At 55.2% G+C, this 24,882-nt stretch carries 24 protein-coding genes; 14 read left to right on the top strand and 10 right to left on the bottom strand.

Features of this window, described 5'->3' with window-relative positions:
• Positions 1-366: 366 nt before the first annotated feature.
• The 5 genes from aroE to REH51_RS12180 all read right to left on the bottom strand — a co-directional run bounded on the left by aroE (position 367) and on the right by REH51_RS12180 (position 4,864).
• Positions 367-1,194 carry a shikimate dehydrogenase gene (gene aroE / locus REH51_RS12200; protein ID WP_009724258.1) on the bottom strand — a complete coding sequence of 276 codons (828 nt, stop codon included), beginning with the start codon at positions 1,192-1,194 and terminating at the stop codon, positions 367-369.
• A gap of 9 nt (positions 1,195-1,203) precedes the next feature.
• Positions 1,204-2,136, bottom strand: coding sequence for an oxygen-dependent coproporphyrinogen oxidase (gene hemF, locus REH51_RS12195; RefSeq protein ID WP_009724257.1), 933 nt, complete (start codon positions 2,134-2,136; stop codon positions 1,204-1,206).
• A 73-nt stretch (positions 2,137-2,209) separates the two neighbouring features.
• Positions 2,210-2,767: an L-threonylcarbamoyladenylate synthase type 1 TsaC gene (tsaC, locus tag REH51_RS12190; RefSeq protein WP_498935889.1), complete on the bottom strand. Its 558-nt coding sequence runs from the start codon at positions 2,765-2,767 to the stop codon at positions 2,210-2,212.
• An 81-nt stretch (positions 2,768-2,848) separates the two neighbouring features.
• Entirely contained in the window at positions 2,849-3,973 is a 1,125-nt protein-coding gene (dprA, locus tag REH51_RS12185) for a DNA-processing protein DprA (RefSeq protein WP_009724255.1), read from the bottom strand.
• A gap of 27 nt (positions 3,974-4,000) precedes the next feature.
• Positions 4,001-4,864, bottom strand: coding sequence for a peptidoglycan-binding protein (locus tag REH51_RS12180; protein WP_498935887.1), 864 nt, complete (start codon positions 4,862-4,864; stop codon positions 4,001-4,003).
• A gap of 177 nt (positions 4,865-5,041) precedes the next feature.
• Between REH51_RS12180 and def the strand changes: the two genes are divergently transcribed.
• From def to REH51_RS12140, 8 genes are all read left to right on the top strand, one after another.
• Complete coding sequence (gene def / locus REH51_RS12175; RefSeq protein ID WP_009724253.1) at positions 5,042-5,554, top strand: peptide deformylase; 513 nt, start codon at positions 5,042-5,044, stop codon at positions 5,552-5,554.
• Between the two features lie 162 nt (positions 5,555-5,716).
• The gene (gene fmt, locus REH51_RS12170; RefSeq protein WP_498935885.1) at positions 5,717-6,703 is read left to right on the top strand and encodes a methionyl-tRNA formyltransferase; all 987 of its coding nucleotides are present in this window, start codon (positions 5,717-5,719) and stop codon (positions 6,701-6,703) included.
• The gene (gene rsmB / locus REH51_RS12165; protein ID WP_009724251.1) at positions 6,700-8,034 is read left to right on the top strand and encodes a 16S rRNA (cytosine(967)-C(5))-methyltransferase RsmB; all 1,335 of its coding nucleotides are present in this window, start codon (positions 6,700-6,702) and stop codon (positions 8,032-8,034) included. The genes fmt and rsmB overlap by 4 nt, the downstream gene beginning before the upstream one ends.
• A 49-nt stretch (positions 8,035-8,083) precedes the next feature.
• Entirely contained in the window at positions 8,084-8,290 is a 207-nt protein-coding gene (locus tag REH51_RS12160) for a dodecin (RefSeq protein WP_009724250.1), read from the top strand.
• A gap of 113 nt (positions 8,291-8,403) precedes the next feature.
• Positions 8,404-9,777 (top strand): Trk system potassium transporter TrkA, encoded by a 1,374-nt coding sequence (gene trkA, locus REH51_RS12155; protein WP_498935883.1) that lies wholly within the window; start codon positions 8,404-8,406, stop codon positions 9,775-9,777.
• A gap of 48 nt (positions 9,778-9,825) precedes the next feature.
• Positions 9,826-11,274 carry a TrkH family potassium uptake protein gene (locus REH51_RS12150; protein WP_498935881.1) on the top strand — a complete coding sequence of 483 codons (1,449 nt, stop codon included), beginning with the start codon at positions 9,826-9,828 and terminating at the stop codon, positions 11,272-11,274.
• 39 nt (positions 11,275-11,313) lie between these two features.
• Entirely contained in the window at positions 11,314-12,567 is a 1,254-nt protein-coding gene (locus REH51_RS12145) for a TraB/GumN family protein (protein ID WP_498935879.1), read from the top strand.
• Positions 12,564-13,469, top strand: coding sequence for a DMT family transporter (locus tag REH51_RS12140; protein ID WP_234667908.1), 906 nt, complete (start codon positions 12,564-12,566; stop codon positions 13,467-13,469). The genes REH51_RS12145 and REH51_RS12140 overlap by 4 nt, the downstream gene beginning before the upstream one ends.
• Here the strand turns inward: REH51_RS12140 and REH51_RS12135 are convergent.
• The gene (locus tag REH51_RS12135) at positions 13,466-14,227 is read right to left on the bottom strand and encodes a tRNA-uridine aminocarboxypropyltransferase (RefSeq protein ID WP_234667909.1); all 762 of its coding nucleotides are present in this window, start codon (positions 14,225-14,227) and stop codon (positions 13,466-13,468) included. The genes REH51_RS12140 and REH51_RS12135 overlap by 4 nt on opposite strands.
• 224 nt (positions 14,228-14,451) lie before the next feature.
• On the opposite strand from REH51_RS12135, the gene bioB reads away from it, so the two are divergent.
• The 6 genes from bioB to bioA are packed head-to-tail and all read left to right on the top strand — an operon-like array spanning position 14,452 to position 20,154.
• Entirely contained in the window at positions 14,452-15,528 is a 1,077-nt protein-coding gene (bioB, locus tag REH51_RS12130) for a biotin synthase BioB (RefSeq protein ID WP_009724243.1), read from the top strand.
• Complete coding sequence (bioF, locus tag REH51_RS12125) at positions 15,515-16,669, top strand: 8-amino-7-oxononanoate synthase (protein ID WP_039869485.1); 1,155 nt, start codon at positions 15,515-15,517, stop codon at positions 16,667-16,669. The genes bioB and bioF overlap by 14 nt, the downstream gene beginning before the upstream one ends.
• The gene (locus REH51_RS12120; protein ID WP_498935877.1) at positions 16,657-17,394 is read left to right on the top strand and encodes an alpha/beta fold hydrolase; all 738 of its coding nucleotides are present in this window, start codon (positions 16,657-16,659) and stop codon (positions 17,392-17,394) included. Before bioF ends, REH51_RS12120 begins: the two co-directional genes overlap by 13 nt.
• Entirely contained in the window at positions 17,385-18,164 is a 780-nt protein-coding gene (gene bioC / locus REH51_RS12115; RefSeq protein WP_498935875.1) for a malonyl-ACP O-methyltransferase BioC, read from the top strand. Before REH51_RS12120 ends, bioC begins: the two co-directional genes overlap by 10 nt.
• Positions 18,161-18,886, top strand: a complete 726-nt coding sequence (gene bioD / locus REH51_RS12110) for a dethiobiotin synthase (RefSeq protein ID WP_009724239.1) — start codon at positions 18,161-18,163, stop codon at positions 18,884-18,886. The genes bioC and bioD overlap by 4 nt, the downstream gene beginning before the upstream one ends.
• Complete coding sequence (gene bioA, locus REH51_RS12105) at positions 18,883-20,154, top strand: adenosylmethionine--8-amino-7-oxononanoate transaminase (RefSeq protein WP_498935873.1); 1,272 nt, start codon at positions 18,883-18,885, stop codon at positions 20,152-20,154. Before bioD ends, bioA begins: the two co-directional genes overlap by 4 nt.
• A 5-nt stretch (positions 20,155-20,159) precedes the next feature.
• Here the strand turns inward: bioA and REH51_RS12100 are convergent, their stop codons facing one another.
• The 4 genes from REH51_RS12100 to eat form a co-directional block, all read right to left on the bottom strand.
• On the bottom strand, positions 20,160-20,873 hold the full coding sequence (locus REH51_RS12100) for an SIR2 family NAD-dependent protein deacylase (protein WP_009724237.1): 714 nt from the start codon (positions 20,871-20,873) through the stop codon (positions 20,160-20,162).
• Between the two features lie 33 nt (positions 20,874-20,906).
• Positions 20,907-22,673 carry a bifunctional isocitrate dehydrogenase kinase/phosphatase gene (aceK, locus tag REH51_RS12095; RefSeq protein WP_498935871.1) on the bottom strand — a complete coding sequence of 589 codons (1,767 nt, stop codon included), beginning with the start codon at positions 22,671-22,673 and terminating at the stop codon, positions 20,907-20,909.
• 43 nt (positions 22,674-22,716) lie between these two features.
• The gene (locus tag REH51_RS12090; RefSeq protein ID WP_009724235.1) at positions 22,717-23,235 is read right to left on the bottom strand and encodes a CIA30 family protein; all 519 of its coding nucleotides are present in this window, start codon (positions 23,233-23,235) and stop codon (positions 22,717-22,719) included.
• Positions 23,236-23,354: 119 nt separating this feature from the next.
• Positions 23,355-24,788: an ethanolamine permease gene (gene eat, locus REH51_RS12085; RefSeq protein ID WP_009724234.1), complete on the bottom strand. Its 1,434-nt coding sequence runs from the start codon at positions 24,786-24,788 to the stop codon at positions 23,355-23,357.
• Positions 24,789-24,882 lie beyond the last annotated feature (94 nt).

Raw genomic sequence — 24,882 nt, 5'->3', positions numbered from 1 at the left:
GCCCGGCCTCAACCTGGAGATCGCCCCGAGCCTGATGCCCTGCTCCGCGAGACCCTGCGTCGGCTGAGCATCAGTCACCTGCCGCTGATCTTAACCCCCTTTCGGCCCGCATTGAGCAGCCCCCACAGCGCCAGTGAGCCACACTACCCTAGCGTGAATGACCTTCCGCACCCAGCATGTCCAGCGCTGCCCAATCGGTGCTGCCTGCACCAGCGCTCCACTCAACACCACTAATTAGTATTCTTAGGCTGGCCTTAGCTTAAAGCCGTATAAATATATTCATCATTCAATATCAATTACTTAAATAAAACCGCAAAAAGGCAGCCGCGATGGCTGCCTTTTCTTTGTCGAACGTTCGAAAGTTAGCTAGTCGCTGGCGACGTTCAAAGATTGCCTTAATAGTGTGCGCACCGAAGCAGTTTCGGGCCTCACGTTACGCCACAAGAAAAAGGATTCGGCGGCTTGTTCTACCAGCATACCCAGACCATCGAGCAGCTTAGCGCCGCGTGGCCCTGCCCACTGTAAAAACACCGTAGGTTCCGAGCCATACATCATGTCGTAGGCCCAAGCGCCTTGGTTAAATAGGTTATCCGGTAACGGCGGCAAATCCCCAGAAAGACTGGCGCTAGTGCCATTGATCACTAGATCAAACTGGCCTTCTAACGAGTCAAATCCGCCGCCCTGAAGGGTGCCTAAATCGGCAAACGCTTCTGCCAATTGGGCGGCTTTCTCCGCCGTTCGATTGACGATAACCACATCACGGGGTTGCTCAGCAAGCAGCGGTTCAAGCACGCCACGCACCGCACCGCCTGCGCCAATCACCAGCACGCGCTTATCCTGGATGGGGACGCGGTGGTACCCGAGGTCACGTACCAGCCCAATGCCATCAGTGGTGTCACCGTAGGTGCGGCCGTTGCCGCCGACAATCAGCGTATTCACCGCCTGAGCACGCTTGGCGCGGTGGCTCAAGGTATCGCACAACGCAAAGGCATCGCCCTTAAACGGTACGGTGACGTTTGCCCCGCGGCCACCCGTTGCCACAAATTCTCGCCAAGCGCTGGAAAAGCCCTCCACCGGTGCAAGTTCGGCGGTATAGGTCATGGATTGCTGGGTTTGGTTAGCAAACTCTTCGTGAATTAACGGCGACTTAGAGTGCTTAATTGGGTTACCAAAGACACAGTAACGGTCGGTCATATAAGCTCCTTACGCTTTACCCAACTGGGTGGCTTCGGCTAGCCAATCGCGTGGTACCAAGTACTCGTGCAATTTAGCCTCTCGGCTACCTGCGGGCGGTGTAAATGCGTACTCCCAACGGGCCAGCGGCGGCATAGACATTAAGATGGATTCGGTGCGCCCGCCGCTTTGCAGGCCAAACAGAGTGCCCCTATCCCAGACTAGATTAAATTCAACATAGCGGCCGCGACGATAGAGCTGAAAATCACGCTCTTTTTCACCCCATGCATCATCTTTACGGCGCTGCACAATCGGTACGTAGGCATCCAGAAAGCTGTCGCCCACCGCACGTTGGAAAGCAAAACAGTCGTCGAAACCGCCTTCATTTAAATCATCGAAAAATAGCCCACCAACACCTCGGGTTTCTTCACGATGTTTAAGATAGAAGTACTCATCGCACCAAGCTTTGTAGCGCGGGTAGACCTCTTCGCCAAATGGCACGCAGGCAGCCTGGGCTACCCGATGCCAGTGCACAACATCTTCAAACACAGGGTAGTAAGGCGTTAGATCAAAGCCGCCACCAAACCACCATACCGGTGCTTCACCCTGTTTTTCAGCGATAAAAAAGCGCACGTTTCCGTGACTTGTCGGCACATTAGGATTTTCAGGATGGAGCACCCAGGACACACCGACCGCATGAAAGCTGCGTCCGGCAAGTTCCGGCCGTGCAGCCGTCGCCGAGGGAGGCAGTTGAGCACCGTAAACATGGGAGAAGTTAACACCGCCCTTCTCGAAAACAGCGCCTTCTTCAATGACTCTTGAACGACCGCCACCGCCTTCTTCACGCTGCCAGCTATCTTCTTTAAACGCCGCTTTTCCGTCAGCAGCGGCAAGCCCTGCGCACAACCGTTCCTGCAGGTCCAGAAGGTAATGTTTAACGTCATCTAGGTGCTCGTGAGCCACAGTAACTCCAAAGGGGTCGAGGATAAGTGTGATTGGTGAATAGTGAATGGCAGAGGCCGTTTGAGACGCTGGGTTAAGAACGCATTATTTTGCCAGTCACCAAGTCTTTAATGGTGCTGGGCTTTGCATTTCCCCCAAGCTCACCCGCGACAATCGCGGCTATTTCATCGCCGAAAATGGACGCGACTTCTTCAGCACTCATGGCAGGAGGGTCGCCCGCACGATTAGCTGAAGTGGAAACTAATGGGCCATCAAAGGCCTCGCAAAGCGCCTTCATTAGAGGGTGGTCAGTCACTCGTAGTGCCACACTCTGGTGAGCGCCGCGTACTAAGCCATGGCTACGGCCATTGTCGGGCACTAGCCATGTGTTGGGGCCAGGCCAACTGGCCGCTAAAGGTGCATGCAGCTCAAGCGGCAGTTGGTTTAGCCAGGGCTGAAATTGCTGAATACTCGCAGCGACAAGAATGACGCCTTTGGCGGGGGCGCGCTCTTTCATACGCATCAAATGCGCTAACGCTTCGTCGTTATCTGGGTCACAGCTCAGCCCCCACACTGCTTCAGTGGGGCAGGCGATAACGCCCCCTTCTTTCAGTGCACGTACCGCCTCTTTAACGTCAACAGCCGATTTCATAGATGCTCCTCGTCACAAACGCGGCCCTTCATCATCTGGGTTTGATACAGCCTCAGTAGATGAAAAACGGTTACATACATCCTACCATGGCCGCGTCAAGCGCACCCAGCCGCCCGCCTGCTGCGCCACTTTGCCATCAAGCTCCAGCATCAATAACCGTTGTTGGCATTCGCTGACCGTGATGCCCACGCTCTGAACCAATACATCAATTGGCGTTGGCGTTGCGCCCAAAGTGCTTAACACATCGTCCTTGGGCGCTTCGTTATCGATAATGGGCAAATCGAGGCTTGCGTTGTCAGCGATAACGCTTGGGCTGGTTGGCATATAGCGTTCAGCCCAGTGCTGCAGTTCTTCTAAAATATCGTCTACATGACGCACCAACGTCGCACCGCTACGTATTAGCTGCAGGCAACCGCGAGCCTGTACGTTATGTAGTGAGCCGGGCAATGCAAACAGCTCACGGTCTTGCTCAAGGGCTAATCGTGCACTGACCAATGAGCCGCTCTTCTCAGTCGCTTCGACCACTAACGTACCTAATGAAAGACCGGTCACAACTCGATTCCGTCGAGGAAAGAAGGCTGGCCGAGCAACGGTTCCCGGTGGATGCTCCGATAATAACAAGCCTCCTGCTACGGTACTTAGTTGCTCATGTAGATCACGGTGACGTGGCGGGTAAATGACATCTATGCCACAGCCAAGTACAGCAATCGACCGGCCCCCTGACGCTAACGCTGCGCGCTGTGCAACGCCATCAACCCCTAGCGCCATACCGCTGACAATACACCAGCCGCGATTGGCCAACTCTCGGGCAAACGCCTGAGCATTACCGCTGCCTTCCGAAGTGGGACGTCGAGTACCAACCATGGCCAGTTTTGGGCCATCCAATGCGCTGAGATCACCTTGCGCCCATAGCACTACAGGCGGATCTGGCAGTTGATCGAGTAGCTCTGGCCATGCCGGATGGTTACGGTGGAGCAAATGTCGATTAGGCGCGGCCTCTAACCAAGCGAAGGTATGATCGATTGCCTGCTGCAGCGGGCTGCGCTCTGGCTGCGCTAGCCAAAGCCGTAGTGCACTAGCAGCGTTACTAGGCAACCCCGCAAGCCAACCATGTGGCCATTGCGGTTGCTTGGCGGCCAACGCTGCCGTGCGAAGCGCTCCCATACCCGGCAGCTCATTCACCACTAGCCACTCCTTGGCATCCATACGTATCCCCTATTAGCTGTGTGGCGTTTAGTGCGTCGGCGTGCGTACCGTGTCGCCAACGGCTAAAACACTCGATGCCTGCATCACCAGGGCATAGCTCATCAGGTTATACGGCTTAACGACCATAACCCTTCCAGCATCGGTGGCGGGTAGTTGCAGAAGCTCTTGGGTACGTGGGTCATTAACGAGCTCCCCCTGCTGCCCAACGCGCAACACATGACCGGGCTGCAAACCGTCCTGAGTACCGACATCCAGTGCAACCATTTGTAAACGTCCAATAAAGCGCACTCCGCCAGGCACCGCAACAATCTGGCCAGCGACATCGTTCAACGGTAAACGAGGCTGAACGCTATTTTCTAACGACTGAGATTCAAACAACTGAGGATCAAGCGGCAGCAAAATATCGTTATTACGCACTTCCTGGTAAGCACTGAGTACTTCTAAGCGAGCAATGTCTCCCTCACTGCTGAGCTGGCGCGCTTCGCCAATACTGATTAACTCCATACCCAGCGGTGTACCATCAGCAGAAACGTAATGCTCGCCCGGCCGATAAATGCCTAAACGCGCTCTGGGCGGTAGTTTGCCGCGCACATACAGCGTATCGCCCGCGCCACTCATCAATCGTTGATTCTCACCACCGACCACGTAGGCCAGTTCCCGTGAGGGCACGTCTGGCTCGATGATTCGGTGTTCACGTAAAAATGCCTGAACCGTATCCACCGGAAGCGGTGCCATTGCTTCTTGCTGAGGAACAGCGCGCATCTGGGGTGAAAGCTTCCCCACCCGTTGCGGTGATTCCCACGCGAACGCACCTGCCGTCATGAGCGTCAAACATGCTAACGACAGGCTATAATAGAGAGGCTTTTTCGCCACGATCCTTTTCACCACCATCCTGTTCTCCCTTGCCAGTTATTGGTGAAGCCGTTGAGGGGAGCTGCATGGCGTTGTGCGTGCCCAGGAACGCTTACAGCATGATATAGTGGCCGATAGTAAAGCACTTAGGCCTGCCAACACAGACGGCAAGGCCTGCTCATATTAAAGACTCAGCATAACGGTGATTGTAACGCCATGGCCAAACTTCCTATTCTCGAATTCCCCGACGAGCGCCTGCGCACCAAGGCTGCACCGGTGGAAACCGTTGACGATGAGGTCCGCCAGCTCGTCGACGATATGTTGGAGACCATGTACGACGCGCGCGGTATCGGCCTTGCTGCGACGCAAGTCGACGTTCATAGTCGCGTCGTGGTGATGGATGTCAGCGACGATAACTCGCAGCCGCTGGTGCTTATTAACCCGCGCTACGAGCCGATTGGTGACGAAAAAGAGCCCCTTTCTGAAGGCTGCCTATCGATTCCTGAATACTACGCTGAAGTGCCGCGTTATTTAAAAGTAACGCTGAACGCGCTAGATCGTAGTGGTGAGCCTTACGAGCTGGAAGCCGATGGCTTATTAGCCCACTGCATTCAGCATGAGTATGACCATCTGGAAGGCGTGCTTTTTGTTGACTATTTGTCACCCCTGAAGCGTGACCGAGTGATGAAAAAGATGCAGAAACGCCACAAGCTATTACACGACGCGTAAACCGACCTACGCCGTGTGTGATTGCTGGCATGACTGGCCGAGCTGACACGTTGCAAGCGCACGGAATATTAATTCTGTGTTCTGTAGCGTTGCTTCTCGGCCTTTATTTGTTTCACCCACGGCACGATTACTTTACCCCTTCAATGCTAGGTAGCTATCACCATGTCACAGTTGCGCGTTGTTTTTGCTGGCACGCCTGATTTCGCCGCCTCAAGCCTTGCTGCCGTGCTCGAAAGTCAGCATCAGGTGGTGGCGGTATATACTCAACCTGACCGCCCAGCAGGCCGCGGGCGCAAACTCACCCCCAGCCCCGTCAAGCAGCTTGCTCTTGAGCACGGGCTACCGGTCTACCAACCTGTCAGTTTAAAAGATACTGATGCCCAAGCGGAACTGGCAGCGCTGAATGCCGACGTGATGGTCGTGGTTGCTTACGGGCTCTTACTACCACAGGCCGTGCTCGACATTCCCCGCTTAGGCTGCATCAACGTGCACGCACCCCTGCTGCCACGCTGGCGAGGTGCTGCCCCCATCCAGCGCGCCATTGAAGCCGGTGATAGCGCATCAGGCGTTACCATTATGCAAATGGATGCAGGCCTGGATACCGGAGAGATGCTGTATGAAGTTCGCACGCCGATCACTTCCCACACCACGGGCGGTGACTTACATGACCGGCTGGCTATTCAAGGGGCGAATGCACTGGTTAACGTGCTGGATGCGCTAGACAGCAACGATTTAGAAGCAACGATGCAGCCTGACGAGGGCGTCACCTACGCTGCTAAGCTCAGCAAGGCGGAAGCCGAGCTCGACTTTCACCAGCCTGCTGAACAGCTGGCGCGCAAAATCCGTGCTTTTAACCCCTGGCCAGTCGCTTGGTGCACGCTTGGCGATGACCGCCTACGTTTATTAATGGCCAGTGTTGAATCAGGTGAACAACCGCCCTCTCCGCCCGGTACGCTACTAAAACATGGCGAGGATCACCTGCGCATTGCCTGTGGTGAGAAAGGCCAAGAAGTACTGTGCGTTAGCCACGCTCAGTTACCTGGTGGTAAAGCGATGGCCGTGCGCGACCTGCTTAACGCCCGTCAAACCCCGCTTACCGTCGGCGCACGCCTTGGGCACGCCGCCGCTCATCAAGGAGTTAGTGAATGAGCCAGAATCGCCCACCTAAAGGCGGCAGCGGCCAGGAAGTTCGCGCCGCAGCCGCCCGTGCGCTAGTGCCTATATTGACCGATCAAGGCTCGCTAGCCGGGCTAGATGAGCACAGTGTCATTGCTCGCGATCGCAGCCTGTTAAAAGAGCTCTGTTACGGTACTTGCCGACGCTTACCGCGCTTGGAAGCGTTAGCTAACTCGCTGCTGAAACAGCCTTTTAAAAAACGCGATAGCGATATCCACGCCCTGCTACTCGTGGGTATTTACCAATTGTTGTATATGCGTATTCCGGCCCACGCAGCGGTTGGCGAAACCGCTGGTGCTGCTCGTCTGCTAGGCAAAGAGTGGGCTACCCGAGTGCTAAACGGTTGCCTGCGCCGTCTCCAACGTGAATCTGACGAGCTGCAAGCCGCCGTCGACCGCGACGAGAGCGTTGCTTTGGAGCACCCACCCTGGCTGCTCAATGCCTTGCACAGCGCTTGGCCTGAGCAGTGGCGCGCCATTGCCGAAGCCAACAATGAGCCAGGCCCCATGACGCTGAGAGTTAATCAGCGCCACAACGATCGTGAAGCCTATTTACAACAGCTCACTGAACAGGGGTTAAGTGGGCATCTTTGTCTGCATGCGCCGGATGGCATTACTTTGGATGCGCCCTGTGATGTCACCATACTTCCCGGCTTTGAAGAAGGTCATGTCAGCGTTCAAGATGAAGCAGCTCAGCTCTCCGCCGCACTGCTAGGCCCCGCATTAGCCCCCCGACCAGGTGCTCATGTACTCGATGCTTGCTGTGCACCTGGCGGTAAAACAGCTCACCTACTAGAGCAGTTCGATGTTGCTCTGACGGCGATTGATAGCGACAACCAGCGCCTAGGCCGCGTAGACGACACATTGAACCGACTAGGCTTAACGGCAGAGCTGCAGCACGCTGATGCTACTCAGCAAGACTGGTGGAATGGCACGTCTTTTGACGCTATTTTGCTCGACGCCCCCTGCTCAGGCACGGGCGTTATTCGTCGCCATCCCGATATTAAAAAATTGCGCCGTAAAGAGGATATTCGCCAGCTCGCCAAACTACAGCGCCAACTGCTGGATAACCTTTGGTCACTACTTCGTCCTGGTGGCACATTGTTATACGCCACCTGCTCGGTGCTGCCCGAAGAAAACGCTGAACAAATCGATGCATTTCTGGCCCGCACGCCAGATGCAAAGGTCACAACACCAAACGACGTGGCTTGGGGCGAACCAAGCGGCCAAGGTCGCCAACTGTTTCCCGCGCAAAGCAGTCATGATGGCTTTTTTTATGCCAGACTAGAGAAGCGTACTGCTTAACCTACTGCCCCTGACAGGGCAGTGAATTGATGGCAAGGATGGAGACACTATGAGCACTCACACTTATAAGCATATTGAGCTAACTGGTTCTTCTGAGAAGGGAATTGAGGAAGCCGTGCAAAATGCCCTCGCCAAAGCATCTGAAACCGTTCATAACTTGCGCTGGCTCGAAGTCACCGACACACGCGGCCATATCGAAGATGGCCGTGTCGCTCACTGGCAGGTCACGATTAAAGTCGGCTTCACGCTCGAGTAATTCCGACCTGCTTTTCAACGGCGGCTGGTTTACACTGGCCGCCGTCTTTATTGCAGCGCACATATCACTTGCCGAGAATGCGCTGGCGCTTACAACGGAACCGATGCTCAGTAATGAAAATCATCATTCTTGGCGCCGGCCAAGTCGGCGGCACCTTAGCGGAGCACCTCGCCCGCGAGGAAAACGATATCACCGTCGTCGATACTGACGGCGCGAAACTGCGCGAACTACACACTAAACTGGATATTCGCACCGTCACAGGCGCGGCTTCGTACCCCATTGTACTGCGTCAGGCGGGCTGTGAAGATGCCGACATGTTGATAGCGGTGACCAACACCGATGAAATCAACATGATCGCCTGCCAAGTGGCGCATACGCTGTTTCGTACCCCCACCAAAATTGCCCGTGTGCGCTCAACGGCCTACCTCACCCGTAAAGGCTTATTTGCCAACGAAGCAATTCCGATTGATGTACTGATCAGCCCTGAACAAGTGGTGACAGATCATGTGCGCCGCCTGATTGAGCACCCCGGTGCACTGCAGGTGTTGGAGTTTGCCGGTGGCTTGGTACAACTGGTGGCGGTAAAAGCATTTTACGGTGGCCCATTGGTGGGGCAGGATTTAGCCTTTTTAGCCAAGCACATGCCCAATGTGGAAACACGCGTGGCGGCGATTTACCGCCGCAACCGGCCGATTATTCCCCGTGGCGATACGGTGATTGAAGCTGATGACGAGGTGTTTTTCCTGGCGGCACGGCGCGATATTCGCGCAGTAATGAGCGAACTACGCCGCGTTGAACGGGATTTTCGCCGGGTGGTCATTGCCGGGGGTGGCAATATCGGTGAACGCTTGGCCGAACACCTGGAACATAGCCATCAGGTTAAAATTATTGAGCACAGTTTAGAGCGCTGTAATACCCTTTCCGAACGACTTGACCGCACGGTGGTACTCCACGGCAGCGCCACCAGCAAACGGCTGCTGGAAGAAGAGAACATCGAAGACTGCGATATCTTTTGTGCTCTGACCAACGACGACGAGGTGAATATTATGTCGTCGCTGCTGGCCAAACGCTTGGGAGCCAAGAAAGTACTGACGCTGATTAACAACGCGGCCTATGTAGACTTGGTTCAGGGGGGCGAAATCGATATCGCCATTTCACCCCAGCAAGCGACTATCGGCAGCCTACTTACCCACGTCCGCCGGGGCGACATCGTCAATGTACACTCGCTGCGCCGTGGCGCTGCAGAAGCCATTGAGGCCATCGCCCACGGCGACAAGCAGTCTTCCAAGGTCGTGGGCCGCACCATTGCAGAGATCACCCTGCCTGAAGGCACCACCATTGGTGCCATTGTGCGGGGTAAAGAGGTCATCATTGGCCATGGGGATGTGATGGTAGAAAGCGGTGACCACATTATCCTGTTCGTGATCGACAAGCGGCGCATCCGTGATGTGGAGCGCCTATTCCAAGTCGGTTTAACGTTCTTCTAGGTAACGTTCTTCAAGAAACCAGGCCACCGCTATGAGGCAACCACTGCTATGAGTTTGCGGGTCATACTACGCATTTTAGGGCTGCTGTTGATGCTATTTAGCCTCACCATGTTGCCACCCATGCTGATATCACTCTGGTTTCGCGACGGTGTTTGGCACGCTTTCATGAGCGGCATCGCTATTACAGTTATAACCGGCTTACTGCTTTTCCTACCCAATCGCCGCGCCCATAAAGAGCTACGGATTCGCGACGGTTTCATTATTGCGGCTATGTTTTGGACTGTATTGGCACTGTTCGGCTCGCTACCGCTGATGCTGTTTGGTGAAGGCTCACTCGGCATCACCGATGCGGTATTTGAATCGTTTTCCGGGCTAACCACGACAGGTGCAACTGTCATTACTGGCATCGATTTTCTACCAGAATCCATTCTTTACTATCGCCAACAGTTGCAGTGGTTAGGCGGCATGGGGGTTGTCGTGTTAGCGGTGGCCATTTTGCCCACCCTGGGGGTCGGAGGAATGGCTCTGTACCGCACTGAAATTCCTGGGCCACTCAAAGATTCAAAGCTGACGCCGCGAATTACCGAAACCGCCAAAGCGCTTTGGTACATCTACGCGACACTAACGCTGGCCTGTATGGTCGCTTACATGTTGGCAGGAATGAGCTGGTTCGATGCCTTGGGCCACAGTTTTTCGACTGTCGCGATTGGCGGATTTTCTACCTATGATGCCAGCATAGGCTATTTTGACAGCGCCGCCATTGAGCTGATTTGCGTTGGTTTCATGCTGATTTCAGCGGTGAGTTTTAGTCTGCACTTTATTGCCTGGCGTGAAAAAAGCCTGCTGCATTATTTCCAGGATCCAGAAGCCCGCTTTTTAATGATATTTCTTGCTGGGTTAACCACGATTACCGTAATTACTTTGTGGCTCACTGACACCTACGACGATGTTGAAGGTCTGAGACATGCGTTATTTGAGGTAGTCTCTGTCGCCACCACGGCAGGCTTTGCAGTTGCCGACTTTTCAGGCTGGCCAGGGGCGTTACCCTTTCTTTTATTTGTCGCCGCGTTTGTAGGCGGCTGCTCCGGCTCGACGGCGGGCGGCATGAAAGTAATCCGTATTATTCTGATTTTGAAGCAGGGCATGCGCGAAGTCATGCGCCTTATTCACCCCAACGCAGTCATTGCCGTTAAAGTGGGCAAAGTCAGTGTCCCCGACAGCATCGCCCAGGCGGTATGGGGCTTTTTCTCTGCCTACGTCATGCTATTTTTCTTGATGCTGGTGGGCGTGATGGCCACCGGTGTTGACCAAGTTACCGCTTGGTCAACCGTTGGCTCTGCGCTAAACAATTTAGGCCCAGCGTTGGGCGAAGCTAGCAGTCATTATGGCGACTTACCCAGCCTCGCCAAGTGGATATTAGTACTAGCAATGCTATTGGGTCGTTTGGAAATTTTCACGGTACTCGTGCTATTTACACCCGCCTTCTGGCGTCGTTAAACACGTATCAATGCTTTCTATTCAAATTGAGACACATTAATGATCCATGACGATGCAACACCGCTGGCGCAAGACCCCAACGCGTTACCAGCTACCAGCGGCCCGTTAAAAACCGTCACCGTTGGCGGCACCCGTTATACCCTGCTCGGCACCGCACACGTTTCTGCCGAAAGTGCCGACGATGTTCGCCAATTAATCAACAGTGGCAACTTTGATGCTGTTGCCATTGAGTTATGCGACGCTCGCCATCACAGCATGGACAACCCTGATGCAATGGGCGAGCAGGATCTTTTTCAGGTATTTAGACAGGGCAAAGCTGGCATGGTCGCGGCAAGCCTGGCGCTTGGTGCGTTTCAGCAACGGATTGCCGAGCAATCAGGCATTCAGCCAGGCGCTGAAATGCGTGCAGCAGTAGAAGAGTGCCGCACTCGCAAGCTGCCGCTACTGTTGGTCGACCGCGACGTCGGTATTACATTAAAACGCATTTACCGCAATGTTCCCTGGTGGCAACGTTTTTCGCTATTTTCGGGGCTGATTGGCAGCGTAATGTCGCGCCAGGATGTTTCCAAAGAGGACATCGAAAAGCTCAAAGAAGGCGATATGCTGAAAGCCACTTTCAGCGAATTTGCTGCCGAATCAGAAGCACTTTATACCCCGCTTATTCGCGAACGCGACCGCTATATGGCACTGCGCTTAGCTGAAGAAGCACCGCCTGGGCGCTACCAAAACGTGCTCGTGGTACTGGGTGCCGGGCATTTAAAAGGCACCGGTGAGCATCTGGAAACACCGCTTCCCGAGAACCCTACCACTGAGCGAGAGACGCTGGAGGCAACGCCACCACCGTCTAAACTCTGGAAAGCAGCCCCTTGGCTGATTACCGCGCTAGTTCTGACCGGCTTTGTGATCGGCTTTTCACGCAATACCGAGCTTGGCTGGCAGCTGGTCATGGAGTGGTTTTTAATTAATGGTGTTTTGTCCGGCGGCGCAACTATTCTAGCTCTGGCACACCCTGTGACGGTGATCGCCACGTTCTTTGCCGCCCCGTTGACCTCGCTTAACCCCACCATTGGTGCAGGCTTTGTCGCTGCGGGGGTCGAACTCTATATGCGTAAACCGAAGGTGCGCGATTTTTCGACACTGCGCCATGATGTCACCGAGCTCAAAGGTTGGTGGAAAAATCGCGTCTCTCGTACGTTGCTGGTGTTTATTTTGGCAACATTAGGGTCTGCGGTGGGCACCTGGGTAGCAGGCTTTAGAATTGCCGGTGCACTGTTCGGTAGTGGTGCTGCTTGAGCGCGATCAAACAAGCGCCATGGCAAGCCGATGCATTGCTATTGCTGGTAACGGTGGTAGCCGCTGGCGGTTGGATTTTTTCTAAAGAAGCGTTAGCGGGCATGCCACCGTTACTGTTTATTGGTACGCGCTTTTTACTGGCAGGGCTGATACTCCTACCCTTCGCCTGGCCTGCCCTAAGATGCTTACCCGCACGTAGGATAAGACGCGGCGTCATGGTGGGTTTCTTGTTCAGCGCCGCGATTGCCTTCTGGATTCTGGGATTAAATTACTCCGACCACCTGGGTGAAAGCGCGTTTATCAACAGCTTGGGGATTTTGCTGGTACCTGTAGTGGCGCGACTACTGTTTGGCGACCGTCCGCCACGCTCTACTTGGATTGCCCTGCCGGTAGCACTACTGGGCTTTGCCCTCCTGTCGCTAAACGCAGGATTCAAAGTAGAAGCTAGTCAACTGCTGATGGTCTGCGCGGCGCTCTGCTTCGCGCTGTTGATCAACGTCAACACCCGCGTGGTGCGCAACGTGCCCGCGCTGCCATTAACGACACTACAGCTGATGTCGGTAGGCAGCATACTGACCTGCCTATCGTTGGTCATCGAGCATCAGCCGCTAGCGCTCAGCCCCTCAATACTGGGCTGGTTTATGGCCAGCGTGCTGCTAGCAAGTTCACTGCGCTTCTTTCTGCAAATCAAAGCCCAGGGCATGACCACGCCTAGCCACGCGGCGGTTATCTTAATGCTTGAAGCAGTGTGGACTGCCCTATTCGCAGCCTGGTGGTTTGGCGAAACCATGACCCTGCTACAGCTACTTGGCTGTAGCCTGATTTTTACCGCCCTATTGATTAACCGCTGGTACTGGGTGCGCAAAGTGATGCTTCGCTGGCTACCTGGCGCTCAGCGCTAACCCTTTCGGTCTAATAGCCGCTGCATGGCAGTGGTTGGTTCAGCAATTTTGCGATAGTAGCGGCTCTCGGCATAGCTATCGTTAAATACATCAAAGTAATCGTCTAGCACATCGGCGGCATTTTCATCACCACTTTGGCGCAGCAGCTCAATAGCAACTTCCGCAGTACAAAGATGCGCTTTTGAGGCGGGTTTGCGTAGCCGATAGCGTGTTTCCCGCTCAGTGCGCAGCGGTAATACCGGCAGCGCATCCAGATAAGGACTCTTACGGAACATTCGCCGCGCTTGGCGCCAAGTGCCATCTAAAATCACAAATACCGGAATACGCGCTTGCTGCTTCACCGCATGCACGGCATTAATGTCCACCACACGATCTGAATAGTCGGGCTGGTCATCAGGAAAGATCACAAAAGGCGCGTAGCGCGGATCCTTAAGCAGTGCGGCTAGTTCTTCGTCCGGTGCGGTGCGATACCAGGTAAACACTTTGGTTTGCGTCAGCACATCCCCAATTAACCGTCCTGTATTAGTTGGCTTGTAGTGTTCTATAGAGTGGGTCAATAGCCACACCTGGGCGGTGCTATCCGCTTTCACCTGGTAGGGACACAAGCAATTAAGCTCGGGAAGATTGCACCCCGCGCAACGCGTGACAAAACTGCCCCGTGCTTTAAATTCACGCCGAGGTGGGCGCGGATGCCCCGTAGCAGGGTCGAAGTCAGTCAATGAAGAAGACTCAGGGGGCTGTGACGTAGCGTCAGACATCCGCGCTCCAATTTATAAAGGGCGATTAATAAAGGGCGATTAACAAAGGGCGATTAACAAAAGACGGTTAACAAAGGGCGCCGAGTATAAAGCAGCTCGGCCACCATGACGAACCCCTGCTCTCTAAAACCACTCGTAGTAAACCAGAACACTCTGAACAGTTGACACCAAAAGCGTAACGCCGCTAGAGTCTCGTCAACTTTCAAAAGAAAAAAGGTTTACCCGTGACCGCCACCGCTTTCAATGCCGCCGCCCCGCGCCACGACTGGACGCTGGACGAAATTAATGCGCTGTTCGCGCTGCCCTTCAACGACCTGTTATTTAAAGCTCAGCAAGTGCATCGCGCCCACTTTGATGCTAACGCGGTGCAGGTTTCTACCCTGCTGTCGATTAAAACGGGGGCTTGCCCGGAAGACTGCAAATATTGCCCGCAGTCCGGTCACTACAATACCCAGCTCGAAAAAGAGAAACTGCTGGAAATCGAAAAAGTCGTTGCCCAAGCCAAGGCTGCCAAGGAGGCCGGAGCTAGCCGTTTTTGTATGGGCGCGGCATGGCGCAGCCCGCGGGATAAAGATTTATTGCTGGTCGAAGAGATGGTTCGCCAAGTAAAAGCCCTGGGGCTGGAAACCTGCATGACACTAGGCATGGTCGACGGCGATCAAGCCAACCGTTTGGCGGCGGCTGGGTTGGATTACTACAACCATAACCTGGATACCTCCCCCGACTTTTACGGTGAAATCATCACCACCCGCACCTTCAGCGACCGCCTGGACACCCTGGCCACCGTGCGTGAAGCGGGCATGAAAGTGTGCTCCGGCGGCATTTTAGGTATGGGTGAGGGCGCGCAAGACCGCAGCGCGCTGTTACAGCAGCTGGCAAAGCTGTCACCGCACCCAGAATCCGTCCCCATCAATATGCTGGTTAAAGTACCGGGCACACCGCTGGAAAACGTCGAAGACTTGGACCCGCTTGAGTTTATCCGCGCTATCGCCGTGGCGCGTATTATGATGCCGCAAAGCCATGTACGGCTTTCCGCTGGCCGCGAGCAGATGAGCGAGTCGACTCAGGCACTGGCATTTTTGGCTGGAGCCAACTCGATCTTCTACGGCGACAAACTACTAACCACCGGCAATCCTCAGGCAGACCGCGACCGCGCGCTATTTGCAAAATTAGGCCTGCACCCAGAGCGCCGCGATACCTGCGAAGATGAAGCCGCTCACACCGAGCGACTCACCCAACAAGCTCAGCAGCGCGCCCAGGCAGAGCGGGCAGCAGCACTGGCAGTAGATGCCAGTGTCTGAAGCGTGGCTGCAGCGCCTAGCCAGCGTCCGTCAGCAGCGTGTCGATCAACAACGCTGGCGACACCGGCGGGTGAACACCCATAGCACGCTGGACTTTGCGGGTAATGACTATCTTGGGCTGGCCTGCGATCCACGTGTACAAGCTGCCCAGGCAGAGGGTGCGCGCCGCTATGGCGCAGGCGCGGGCGCGTCGCACTTGGTCAGCGGCCATTTGGAAATCCACGACGCACTGGAAGATGCCTTGGCCGAGTGGACCGGACGGCAGCGTGCACTGCTGTTTTCCACCGGCTATATGGCTAACCTTGGCGTGTTGCAGGCGCTCGCCGACTCAAATACCGCCCTCTTTCAAGACCGTTTGAATCATGCCTCGCTGTTGGATGGCGCAGTGTTAAGCGGCGCTCGCTCACGGCGTTTTCATCACCGCGACAGTGCTGATCTTGAACGCCTGTTGGCGCGAAGCTCCGCCACCCATAAGCTGGTGGTCAGCGATGGCGTGTTCAGTATGGATGGCGACGTTGCCGATATTGCCACCCTTGCCCACGTCAGCCAGCAGCACAACGCCTGGCTAATGATTGATGACGCTCACGGTCTGGGTGTTTTAGGCGATAACGGCAGCGGCTGTGTGGAAGGTTTCGACAGCCAAGCGGTGCCTATTTTGGTGGGCACACTGGGCAAAGCATTGGGCACCGCTGGCGCGTTTGTGGCCGGTGACGCTGCGCTGATTGACCACCTCACCCAGTTTGCTCGCAGCTATATCTATACCACGGCCCAGCCCCCCAGCATTGCCGCAGCGACCCTGGAAGCGCTAACTATCGTGCAGCGTGAACCCGAACACCGCCAGCGACTCCAGCACCATATCAGCTATTTCCGCCAGCAGGCCCAGGCGCTAGGGCTGCCCCTTGCAGACTCCCATACGCCTATTCAACCGCTGCTACTCGGCAACGAGCCACGCACCATGGCTTGGGCGGCTAAGCTCTCCCAGCGAGGCATCCAAGTAGGGGCGATTCGCCCACCCACGGTGCCCAATGGTGCCGCTCGCCTGCGTATTACGCTGAGTGCCCGCCATACCCCCGGCGATATTGATCGGCTTGTCGAAGGTCTGAGCGCCTGTCAGCGCGAGGAGACACTATGTCCTGCTTAGGTGCCCCTCAACGTCTGGTGCTGCTATCGGGTTGGGGAATCGACCAGCGCATCTGGCAGCCGTTGGAACACCACTGGCCCGCCCATAGCAAGGTACACACAGTGGACTGGCCAGGCTATGGCGACACTCCTGCCCTGGCTGAACCGGCCACCCTTGATACTCTTTCCAGCGCCATGGCCGACCAACTACCCAGTAACGCTGTGTGGGTCGGCTGGTCGCTGGGCGGGCTGTTAGCCAGCGCGCTGCTCGATAAGCTGCCTGCGCCACGCGGCCTTGTGCTGATTGGCACGGGCGATCAATTTTGTAGCGATGACGGCGTGAGCAAAGCCGAGCTTGCCAGCTTTCATCGCGCCTTCACCCGCGACCCCGACGCCACGTGGCGGCATTTCTTGCGCTGGCAAACTCAGGGCGAACCCAATGCCCGCCATGCCTATCAACAGCTACGCACCATGTTGGGTGACACCCCCAGCGCTACTAACAGCACTCTATCCCAAGGGCTTCACTGGCTTGCCAGCCTGGATAACACCCAGCGTTTGCAAGAAGCGCCCTGTCCGGTCATTCGATTAGTTGGCGAGCACGACCCGTTAGTGGCTTTCGGTATCCGCGCTCAGGCCATCAACCTTGCCCACGCGGGGCACTGCCCGATGCTTTCCCAGCCAGCTCAGCTGGTCACGACCATCGCTTCCCACGCCGCACTGGTCACTAAGGAGCACGCATGCACCTAACGACAATGCCCGCACCAAACTGGCAGGCAAAAGTCGCCCACGCCTTTTCTCGGGCGGCTCCGCGCTACGACGCTCTGGCCAGTGCTCAGCGCCAAATAGGGGAAACGCTCTGGTCATCACTTCCGCCTAGTGCCGACAACATACTCGACCTTGGCTGTGGTACTGGCGTCTGGACACAACGGCTAGCCACTCAATTTCCCCGAGCTCACGTCACTGGGCTGGATATTGCCCCTGGCATGCTCGCTCACGCCCAAGCGCGCTATGGCCATCATATTCGCTGGCAGCAAGGCGATGCTGCTGCGCTGCCTTTTGAGCACGCCACCTTCGATCTGATATTTTCCAATCTTGCCATCCAGTGGTGCCGCGATATCGATACTGTTATGCGCGAGCTTCAACGAGCACTGACCCCTGGCGGCCAAGTGCGCCTCACAACGCTCTTACCTGGCACGCTGTCAGAAGTCGCCACGGCTTTGCAGCGCCCAGAGGCGTTACTACAAACGCCGAATGCCCAAGCGCTTGAACGCGCCGTTGGCTTAAGCGGCTTAACGCTGGTTGACCGCATCACCGAATGGCGGCGGTTTTACTACCCCGATCTCACTGCCGTCATGGCTTCAATCAAGGGGGTAGGCGCCCAGGTGGCGCGGCCCAAGGCATGTCTTACCCGCCGAGAGCTGGCCGCCGCCCGCGAGCGGTTTGAAACGCTACGTGACCCCCAAGGGCTCCCCGTTAGCTATCACTGCATCACCCTGCACTTGGAAAAATCATCATGACCGTCTATTTCGTGACCGGCACCGATACCGATGCGGGTAAGACCCTGGCCACCAGCGCACTGCTGTGCGCTGCCAAACATCAGCAGCTCAGCACGCTGGGTCTTAAGCCGATTGCCTCTGGTAGCCACATCACGACGGATGGGCTGCGCAATAGCGACGCGTTGGCGCTACAGGCACAAAGCGCTCCCGCCGTCGATTACACCACCGTTAACCCTTGGGCATTTGCGCCCGCTATTGCGCCGCATCTGGCCGCCAGCGAGGCGGGGCACTCTCTTAATGTCAACCGCGTGGTTGACTCGCTTAACGCCACTCTAAACGACACGCCGCGCGATTTAACGCTCATCGAAGGCGCTGGCGGCTGGCGTGTGCCACTCAATGAGCACAACGACTTTTCCGACATACCACGGATGATGCAGTTGCCAGTCATTCTGGTCGTGGGCCTAAAGCTTGGCTGTCTTAATCATGCGCGGCTTACCGCTGAGGTCATCGCTGCCGATGGTCTAATGCTTGCAGGCTGGGTCGGCAGCGTAGTGGACCCTGTATTCTCCTCTGATACAGCACGCTTTGATGCCAACATTGCCCTGCTTAAAAACACCCTTAACGCGCCATGTCTGGGCATTATTCCCCATTTAGCTATCGCCGATGCCGTCCATGCGCGCCACGCTCTCTCACTAACCGCGCTGCTCAACACCTCAGTTTTGAATCAGGAAGCCGCTCTATGAGTTCTCCCGTTTGGCACCCTTATGCCCACCTCAAAACACAAGCACCCGCCCCTAAAGTGGTCGGCGGTAGCGTTAGCCATTTCACCCTGGAAAGCGGTGAGCAACTGCTCGACGCTACCTGCTCCTGGTGGTGCATGATTCATGGTTACGGCCACCCGCGTTTAGTCGCTGCCATTAGTGAACAGGCAGGCGAGCTATGCCATGTAATGCTCGGTGGCCTCACCCATGATCCCGCCGACCAGCTTGCTCGGGAGCTAGTGCGCATCACCCCTGACGGCCTTAATCACGTGTTCTACTCCGACAGTGGTTCAGTCGGGATGGAGGTGGCGATGAAAATGGCCCTGCAGTACCAGGTGCTCATCGGCCACCCCGAAAAATGCAAGATGCTTTCGTTAATGAAGGCCTACCATGGCGACACCACTGGCTGTATGGCGGTATGTGACCCTGAAGAAGGCATGCATAGCTTGTTCGCCAGCCTGCTGCCCCAACACCACTTCGCCCCCGCGCCCACCGCACCGTTTAACGCCACACCGGAACAGGTAGCCGACGATTTAGCGGCACTTCGCGACGTCTTGGCGAGCCACCATCATGAAGTTGCTGCCCTGCTGATGGAACCGTTACTACAGGCGGCAGGCGGGCTGAATATGACCTCACCTGACTACCTGCGCGGTGCACGGGAGTTATGCGACGAGTTTGGCGTGTTGCTGATTTTTGATGAAGTAGCCACCGGCTTTGGCCGCACTGGCAAGCTGTTTGCCGCCAATCACGCTGACGTAACACCGGATATTATGGTGCTCTCAAAAGGATTAACCGGCGGCTACCTCGGCCATGCAGCGACCCTGGCCAGCGACCGTGTTCACGACGCTTTTGTTGGCGACAGCGCCCACCATGCCTTTATGCACGGCCCTACATTTATGGGCAACCCGCTGGCCTGCCGCGTCGCGCTGGAAAGCCTGCGCGTGTTTGAAGAGGAGCACTACCTGGACAAGATTGCGGCTCTTAGCCAACAGCTTAGCCGAGCGTTAATTGACGACTCCGCGCTGAACGCCCACCCAGACGTGGCCGATGTGCGAGTACTGGGTGCCACCGCGGTGATTGAAGCGCACTCCGCCGAGGCGCTGAAAGGTGTCGGGCAATTCGCCCGCGAGCGCGGTGTATGGCTGCGTCCGATAGGCCGCTGGCTTTACACCATGCCCGCTTATATCGCTACCGACGCCGACATCACTCAGATTACCGACGTAATGAAAGCATGGTTTTTGAAGCGATAGACAGTTCAAGGCAGCATCAAATTGCCCTGTTTGCGCCACTGATTGACCAAGGCAGGAACGCCTTCGCCTGCGGTGGTGTTAATCGCTAGAACGCCCGGCGGTGTTAAGGCATCTGCGTCTGGGTCGACCAGGGCACACGGGGTATCCAAGTCAATATACGATAGCAGCGATGCCGCGGGCATAACCGCCAATGACGTGCCCACCACCAGCAAAAAATCTGCTTGGCTAACAAGCTCGCAGGCGTCTTCAAACAGTGGTACCGATTCACCGAACCACACCACGTCCGGGCGCAGTTGGCTGCCCTTGTCACAAATATCGCCCAGCGCAATACCGCCTTTCGGCAGTGGATAGCGCAGCCGCATATCCACTGAAGATCGCGCCTTCAAAATCTCGCCATGAAGATGCAACACATCTCGCGACCCTGCACGCTCATGCAGATCGTCAATATTCTGCGTTACAACGCTAACTCTAAAGCCATCTTTTTCAAGTGCCGCCAGGGCTTTATGAGCAGCGTTGGGCTTAGCCTTACGAATTTGCTCCCGACGCAGGTTATAAAACTCCAGCACCCGCTGAGGATCTCGTCGCCAGCCCGCGGGCGTGGCTACCTCTTCAACCGGATGGTCTTCCCACAGGCCATCGCTGGCACGGAACGTTTTAATACCACTTTCGGCACTAATGCCCGAGCCAGTAAAAACCACTAGGTGCGGTGGTGCTGTCATGTTTTCCTCGACTAAATCACTGCTTACTGTTTTCTAATATACCAGTTGCCCTATGGTCCCCGCGAAGCGCTGCTTATTACGATATGGGTAAACATCAATCACTCGCCCATCGACAATAGCCTGCTGCAGCTCCAACCAGTAATCGGGATCAAATAACTCCGGATGCTGTTCCATAAAAATACCGCGCAGCTCCGGGTTGGCAAACATAAAGGGCCCGAACTCCTCGGGGAAAATATCGTTGGGGCCGATAGAAAAGCTTTCGCCACCGCCGCACAGGTAATCATTGCCATACGATTTAGGCATGTGTCGAAAGCGGCACTCCGTGAGATAACATACCTCGTCGTAATCGTAAAAAATCACTCGACCATGGCGGGGAACACCAAAGTTTTTTAACAGCATATCGCCAGGAAAAATATTGGCCGCAGCCATCTGTTTAATGGCGTTACCGTAGTCTTTGAGCACCATCACGCGCTCATCCGCACTGCACTGTTCAAGGTAGATGTTCAGCGGCGTCATCATGCGCTCGGTATAGCAGTGCTTGATAATCACCTTGTCATCTTTCAGCGACACCGTAGAGGGTGCCACTTCTAGCAAGTGCTCCAGACACTCTGGGGAAAAATGGTCCTGGCGCACGATAAAATTTGAGAATTCCTGGGTATCGGCCATACGCCCGACTCGGTCATGGCGTTTCACCAAGCGGTACTTTTCGCGCACCACCGCGTGCGTGACATCCTTGGCCGGATCAAATTTATCTTTAATGATTTTAAACACAGTGCGAAAACTGGGCAGCACAAACACCGCCATCACCATGCCACGCACGCCAGGTGCAATGACAAACTGGTCCTCACGCTTGGCTACTTGCAGGTTTAACGCACGGAAAAATTCGGTTTTGCCATGCTTAAAAAAGCCAATCGCAGCATACAGCTCACCTTCGGGTTTATGAGGCATCAGCTGTTTTAAGTAGTGAACAAACTCCCCAGGCACCGGCACATCGACTTGGAAGTAGGCACGGGTAAACGAGAAAATAATCGAGACTTCATCAGTCTCGGTTAGCACGGTATCCAAGTGCAGGCAGGGGTCGCCGCCCTGCTGCTCGCCCAACCCTTCACCATGTAGAATAGGTAATACCAACGGCACCTGCTCACCGCCACCCAAAATGCGGCCCACCAAGTAAGCCCCTTTATTGCGATAAAAGACGCTTTTCAACAGTTCTAATTGAGCATCTTCTGATTGCAGAATAGCGGCAGGAAGCAGGGTTTCTAATAAGCCAGCACCTAGTTCAATATCGCGTTCCAGATCAGCAAAAGCGTTATCAAACGGTGCTTCTTCAAGCGCCCAGGCAAGTGCCTGGGGCCAATCACCGCTGACTGAATGCTGGCGACAAAGCTCAATTCCAGAATGATGCGCTGCATCTTCTCGAGAGCTGTACACAAACATCCAGTCATTGCGAATATGGCGGTGGTGGAAAATCGAGCAGAATAACGAGTTAAAAAATGTCTCTGCCAATTCGTAATCCAACCGCTGACTGATCAGCTGCGCATAGTGCTCACGCGCCTCTCGCCATGTTTCACAGTACGTAAGCGATTCATGATCAAACGTGCGCTGCAAACGTGTTAGCGTATCGCCCACTTTCTCTTCATACAGGTTAATCCGCGCTGCGGAGGCTTGCTGAGCCTCCCGCCATGCTGCCTCTCGAAAACGACGGCTGGCATCAAAGGTTATCTGCTTAAAGCGAGCACGGTAACCATCAAACCCATGCAGAATAGTGACCGCTAAGCGATACGCTGGGGAGTGCTTCATGGCGGTGTGCTCTTATTGGAAAATTACTTTGCAAAATAGACTGCTAAAGCGCTGCAATGGATGCAATGTCGAGTCGAAATGGTCCAGCAGTTCGGTCAGCAATCAAGAAGCCAAGTTGATAAATGCTTTCAGAAGAAAGTGGCGGCGCATCGTTAAGAAGAGTGCCACGCCGCACAGCTTCAAACCTATTCCAAGTAAACGCCAGCGTTTCCCACTGACCTTGGGGCGGTGTGAACGCTACCCGATAGGCGCTGGCTTCGTCTAACGCCGTACTTTTCAAACGCAATTGATAAGTACGCCCGTCGCCCCGTATACGTAGAGTAACGCCGTTACTTTTGGCAAGCGATTGCTCAAAGTGGTCAGGTTCGCGGCGTATCGAGGCAAAACCACCGCCATTATCAAGCGACACCTCACCGATAAAACAGCCCGCCCCCGCGTCGATACGAAACGTACTGCGAGACACGCCGCCCATTACACCGTCATTCACTGCAAACCAGCGCTGCTCCTCACGGTGCTGATTAAAATCGGGGGCGTTAGCGCGGGACAAAAAGGTTAATGTCATGTTGGCTCCTGGCGTCGTCAACGTTTCGCTGTTTGTTACCATAGTTACTAAAAAGCCTCTGGGCCGTTAGGCACAGAGGCTTAAACTGCCTAATCAGGTTAGGCGATTGGGGCCGAACATTACAGCTTGGCAGCGGCTGGCGTTGGCTCGCTAATGCCTACCTCTTCCGGGGCGGCAGTCACCAACGCAAACTCCTCTTCAGCGGTTTTCGCCACCAGCTTATGCTTACTGTAAAGGAAGTAGTACGCTGCACCGGCGATGAATAGAACAATGGTGTAATTAAACGCCCGTGGGTCGAAAGCATAGACACCGGTCAGCGCGACGAGTGAAAGAACTAATGCAACCCCAGAGGTCACCACACCACCGGGTGTTTTATAAGGGCGCGGCAAGTCAGGCTGTTTAACTCGTAATAGAATGTGGCTGAGCGCCATCAATGCATAAGAGAGCGTTGCACCGACAACGGCCATCCCTAAAATTAGATCGCCTTCGCCGCTAAGTGAGACCAAAAAGCCAAATACACCAGGCACGATCAGCGCCAGATAAGGCACTTTACGCTCACTGGTTAGTGACAACTGCTTAGGCAAGTAACCCGCTCGTGAAAGCGCAAAAACCAAACGGCTGTAGCCATAGATAATCGAGAAAAATGATGCCACCAGTCCCGCAAGGCCCAGCACGTTAACCAGTGTGGCAAGCGTAGGGTTGCCTGCAACCTTAAGCGCATCGACCAGCGGCACACCGCTTTGACCTATCATTTCAGCACCCGCTGCGCCTGCCAGTAACACCACGACTAATAAAGCGGTAAATAGCAGAAACAGCATCGCAGCAATAATGCCTTTAGGCATATCGCGCGCGGGATCTTTGGCTTCTTCTGCCGCTAGGGGCACACCCTCAACCGCTAAAAATAGCCACATACCAAACGGCAGCGCGGCCCAAATACCGTACCAGCCATAGGGCATAAAGGTACTCGCGCCAGCGGCATCAGTGGGCGCAATATCAAAGAGGTTCGCTGAATCGAAATCGCCAATCAGCGCTACTGCTGTTGCCAAAATCGCAAACACCGCCAGGCCGCTAATCACCATCATGACTTTTAGCGCTTCACCCACGCCTGCTAAATGAATACCGATAAACACTGCGTAGAACAGCAGGTAAACCAACGGTCCATTAATACCCAGCAGCGCTTCGACTGCCGAGCCGATGAAAATCACTATCGCGGCAGGGGCAAGCGCGTACTCAATCAGCACCGCAAGCCCCGTTAAATAACCACCGGCTGGCCCCATCGCTTGGCGGGCAAAACTATAGCCCCCACCCGCGGCTGGAATCGCTGCGGACATTTCCGCCAATGCTAATACGAGTGCAAGGTACATCAACGCCATTAGGCAGGCGGCAATGGCAAAACCACCCCAGCCCGCTTCGGCAATACCGAAGTTCCAGCCGGCAAAATCACCGGAGATAACATAAGAAACCCCAAGCCCTGCTAGTAATAGCCAGCCCGCGGTCCCTTTTCTCAGCTGGCGCTTGGCCAGATACGCTTGATCGACAGAAGGTTGTGTCATTGTCATGCCCTTTTCAGTGTGGAACGCAATCATTGTCAGCGGCGTGCTGAGTCGGGGTGTTGGTTCCGTATTGTTGTTAGGAGTGTTGTTAGGA

It is taken from the genome of Halomonas bluephagenesis (genome assembly GCF_054790765.1).
This window is presented reverse-complemented; position numbering and strand designations above follow the sequence as displayed.

Excerpts from the sequence above, each read along its gene's own strand:
- REH51_RS12100 (WP_009724237.1), bottom strand. The coding sequence starts at position 20,873 with ATGACAGCACCACCGCACCTAGTGGTTTTTACTGGCTCGGGCATTAGT.
- aceK (WP_498935871.1), bottom strand. The coding sequence starts at position 22,673 with ATGAAGCACTCCCCAGCGTATCGCTTAGCGGTCACTATTCTGCATGGG.
- REH51_RS12120 (WP_498935877.1), top strand. The coding sequence starts at position 16,657 with ATGTCCTGCTTAGGTGCCCCTCAACGTCTGGTGCTGCTATCGGGTTGG.
- dprA (WP_009724255.1), bottom strand. The coding sequence starts at position 3,973 with ATGGATGCCAAGGAGTGGCTAGTGGTGAATGAGCTGCCGGGTATGGGA.
- tsaC (WP_498935889.1), bottom strand. The coding sequence starts at position 2,767 with ATGAAATCGGCTGTTGACGTTAAAGAGGCGGTACGTGCACTGAAAGAA.
- REH51_RS12160 (WP_009724250.1), top strand. The coding sequence starts at position 8,084 with ATGAGCACTCACACTTATAAGCATATTGAGCTAACTGGTTCTTCTGAG.
- REH51_RS12145 (WP_498935879.1), top strand. The coding sequence starts at position 11,314 with ATGATCCATGACGATGCAACACCGCTGGCGCAAGACCCCAACGCGTTA.
- REH51_RS12180 (WP_498935887.1), bottom strand. The coding sequence starts at position 4,864 with ATGGTGGTGAAAAGGATCGTGGCGAAAAAGCCTCTCTATTATAGCCTG.
- eat (WP_009724234.1), bottom strand. The coding sequence starts at position 24,788 with ATGACACAACCTTCTGTCGATCAAGCGTATCTGGCCAAGCGCCAGCTG.
- bioD (WP_009724239.1), top strand. The coding sequence starts at position 18,161 with ATGACCGTCTATTTCGTGACCGGCACCGATACCGATGCGGGTAAGACC.
- bioF (WP_039869485.1), top strand. The coding sequence starts at position 15,515 with ATGCCAGTGTCTGAAGCGTGGCTGCAGCGCCTAGCCAGCGTCCGTCAG.
- REH51_RS12150 (WP_498935881.1), top strand. The coding sequence starts at position 9,826 with ATGAGTTTGCGGGTCATACTACGCATTTTAGGGCTGCTGTTGATGCTA.
- def (WP_009724253.1), top strand. The coding sequence starts at position 5,042 with ATGGCCAAACTTCCTATTCTCGAATTCCCCGACGAGCGCCTGCGCACC.
- rsmB (WP_009724251.1), top strand. The coding sequence starts at position 6,700 with ATGAGCCAGAATCGCCCACCTAAAGGCGGCAGCGGCCAGGAAGTTCGC.
- bioC (WP_498935875.1), top strand. The coding sequence starts at position 17,385 with ATGCACCTAACGACAATGCCCGCACCAAACTGGCAGGCAAAAGTCGCC.
- REH51_RS12135 (WP_234667909.1), bottom strand. The coding sequence starts at position 14,227 with ATGTCTGACGCTACGTCACAGCCCCCTGAGTCTTCTTCATTGACTGAC.
- trkA (WP_498935883.1), top strand. The coding sequence starts at position 8,404 with ATGAAAATCATCATTCTTGGCGCCGGCCAAGTCGGCGGCACCTTAGCG.
- bioA (WP_498935873.1), top strand. The coding sequence starts at position 18,883 with ATGAGTTCTCCCGTTTGGCACCCTTATGCCCACCTCAAAACACAAGCA.
- fmt (WP_498935885.1), top strand. The coding sequence starts at position 5,717 with ATGTCACAGTTGCGCGTTGTTTTTGCTGGCACGCCTGATTTCGCCGCC.
- aroE (WP_009724258.1), bottom strand. The coding sequence starts at position 1,194 with ATGACCGACCGTTACTGTGTCTTTGGTAACCCAATTAAGCACTCTAAG.
- REH51_RS12090 (WP_009724235.1), bottom strand. The coding sequence starts at position 23,235 with ATGACATTAACCTTTTTGTCCCGCGCTAACGCCCCCGATTTTAATCAG.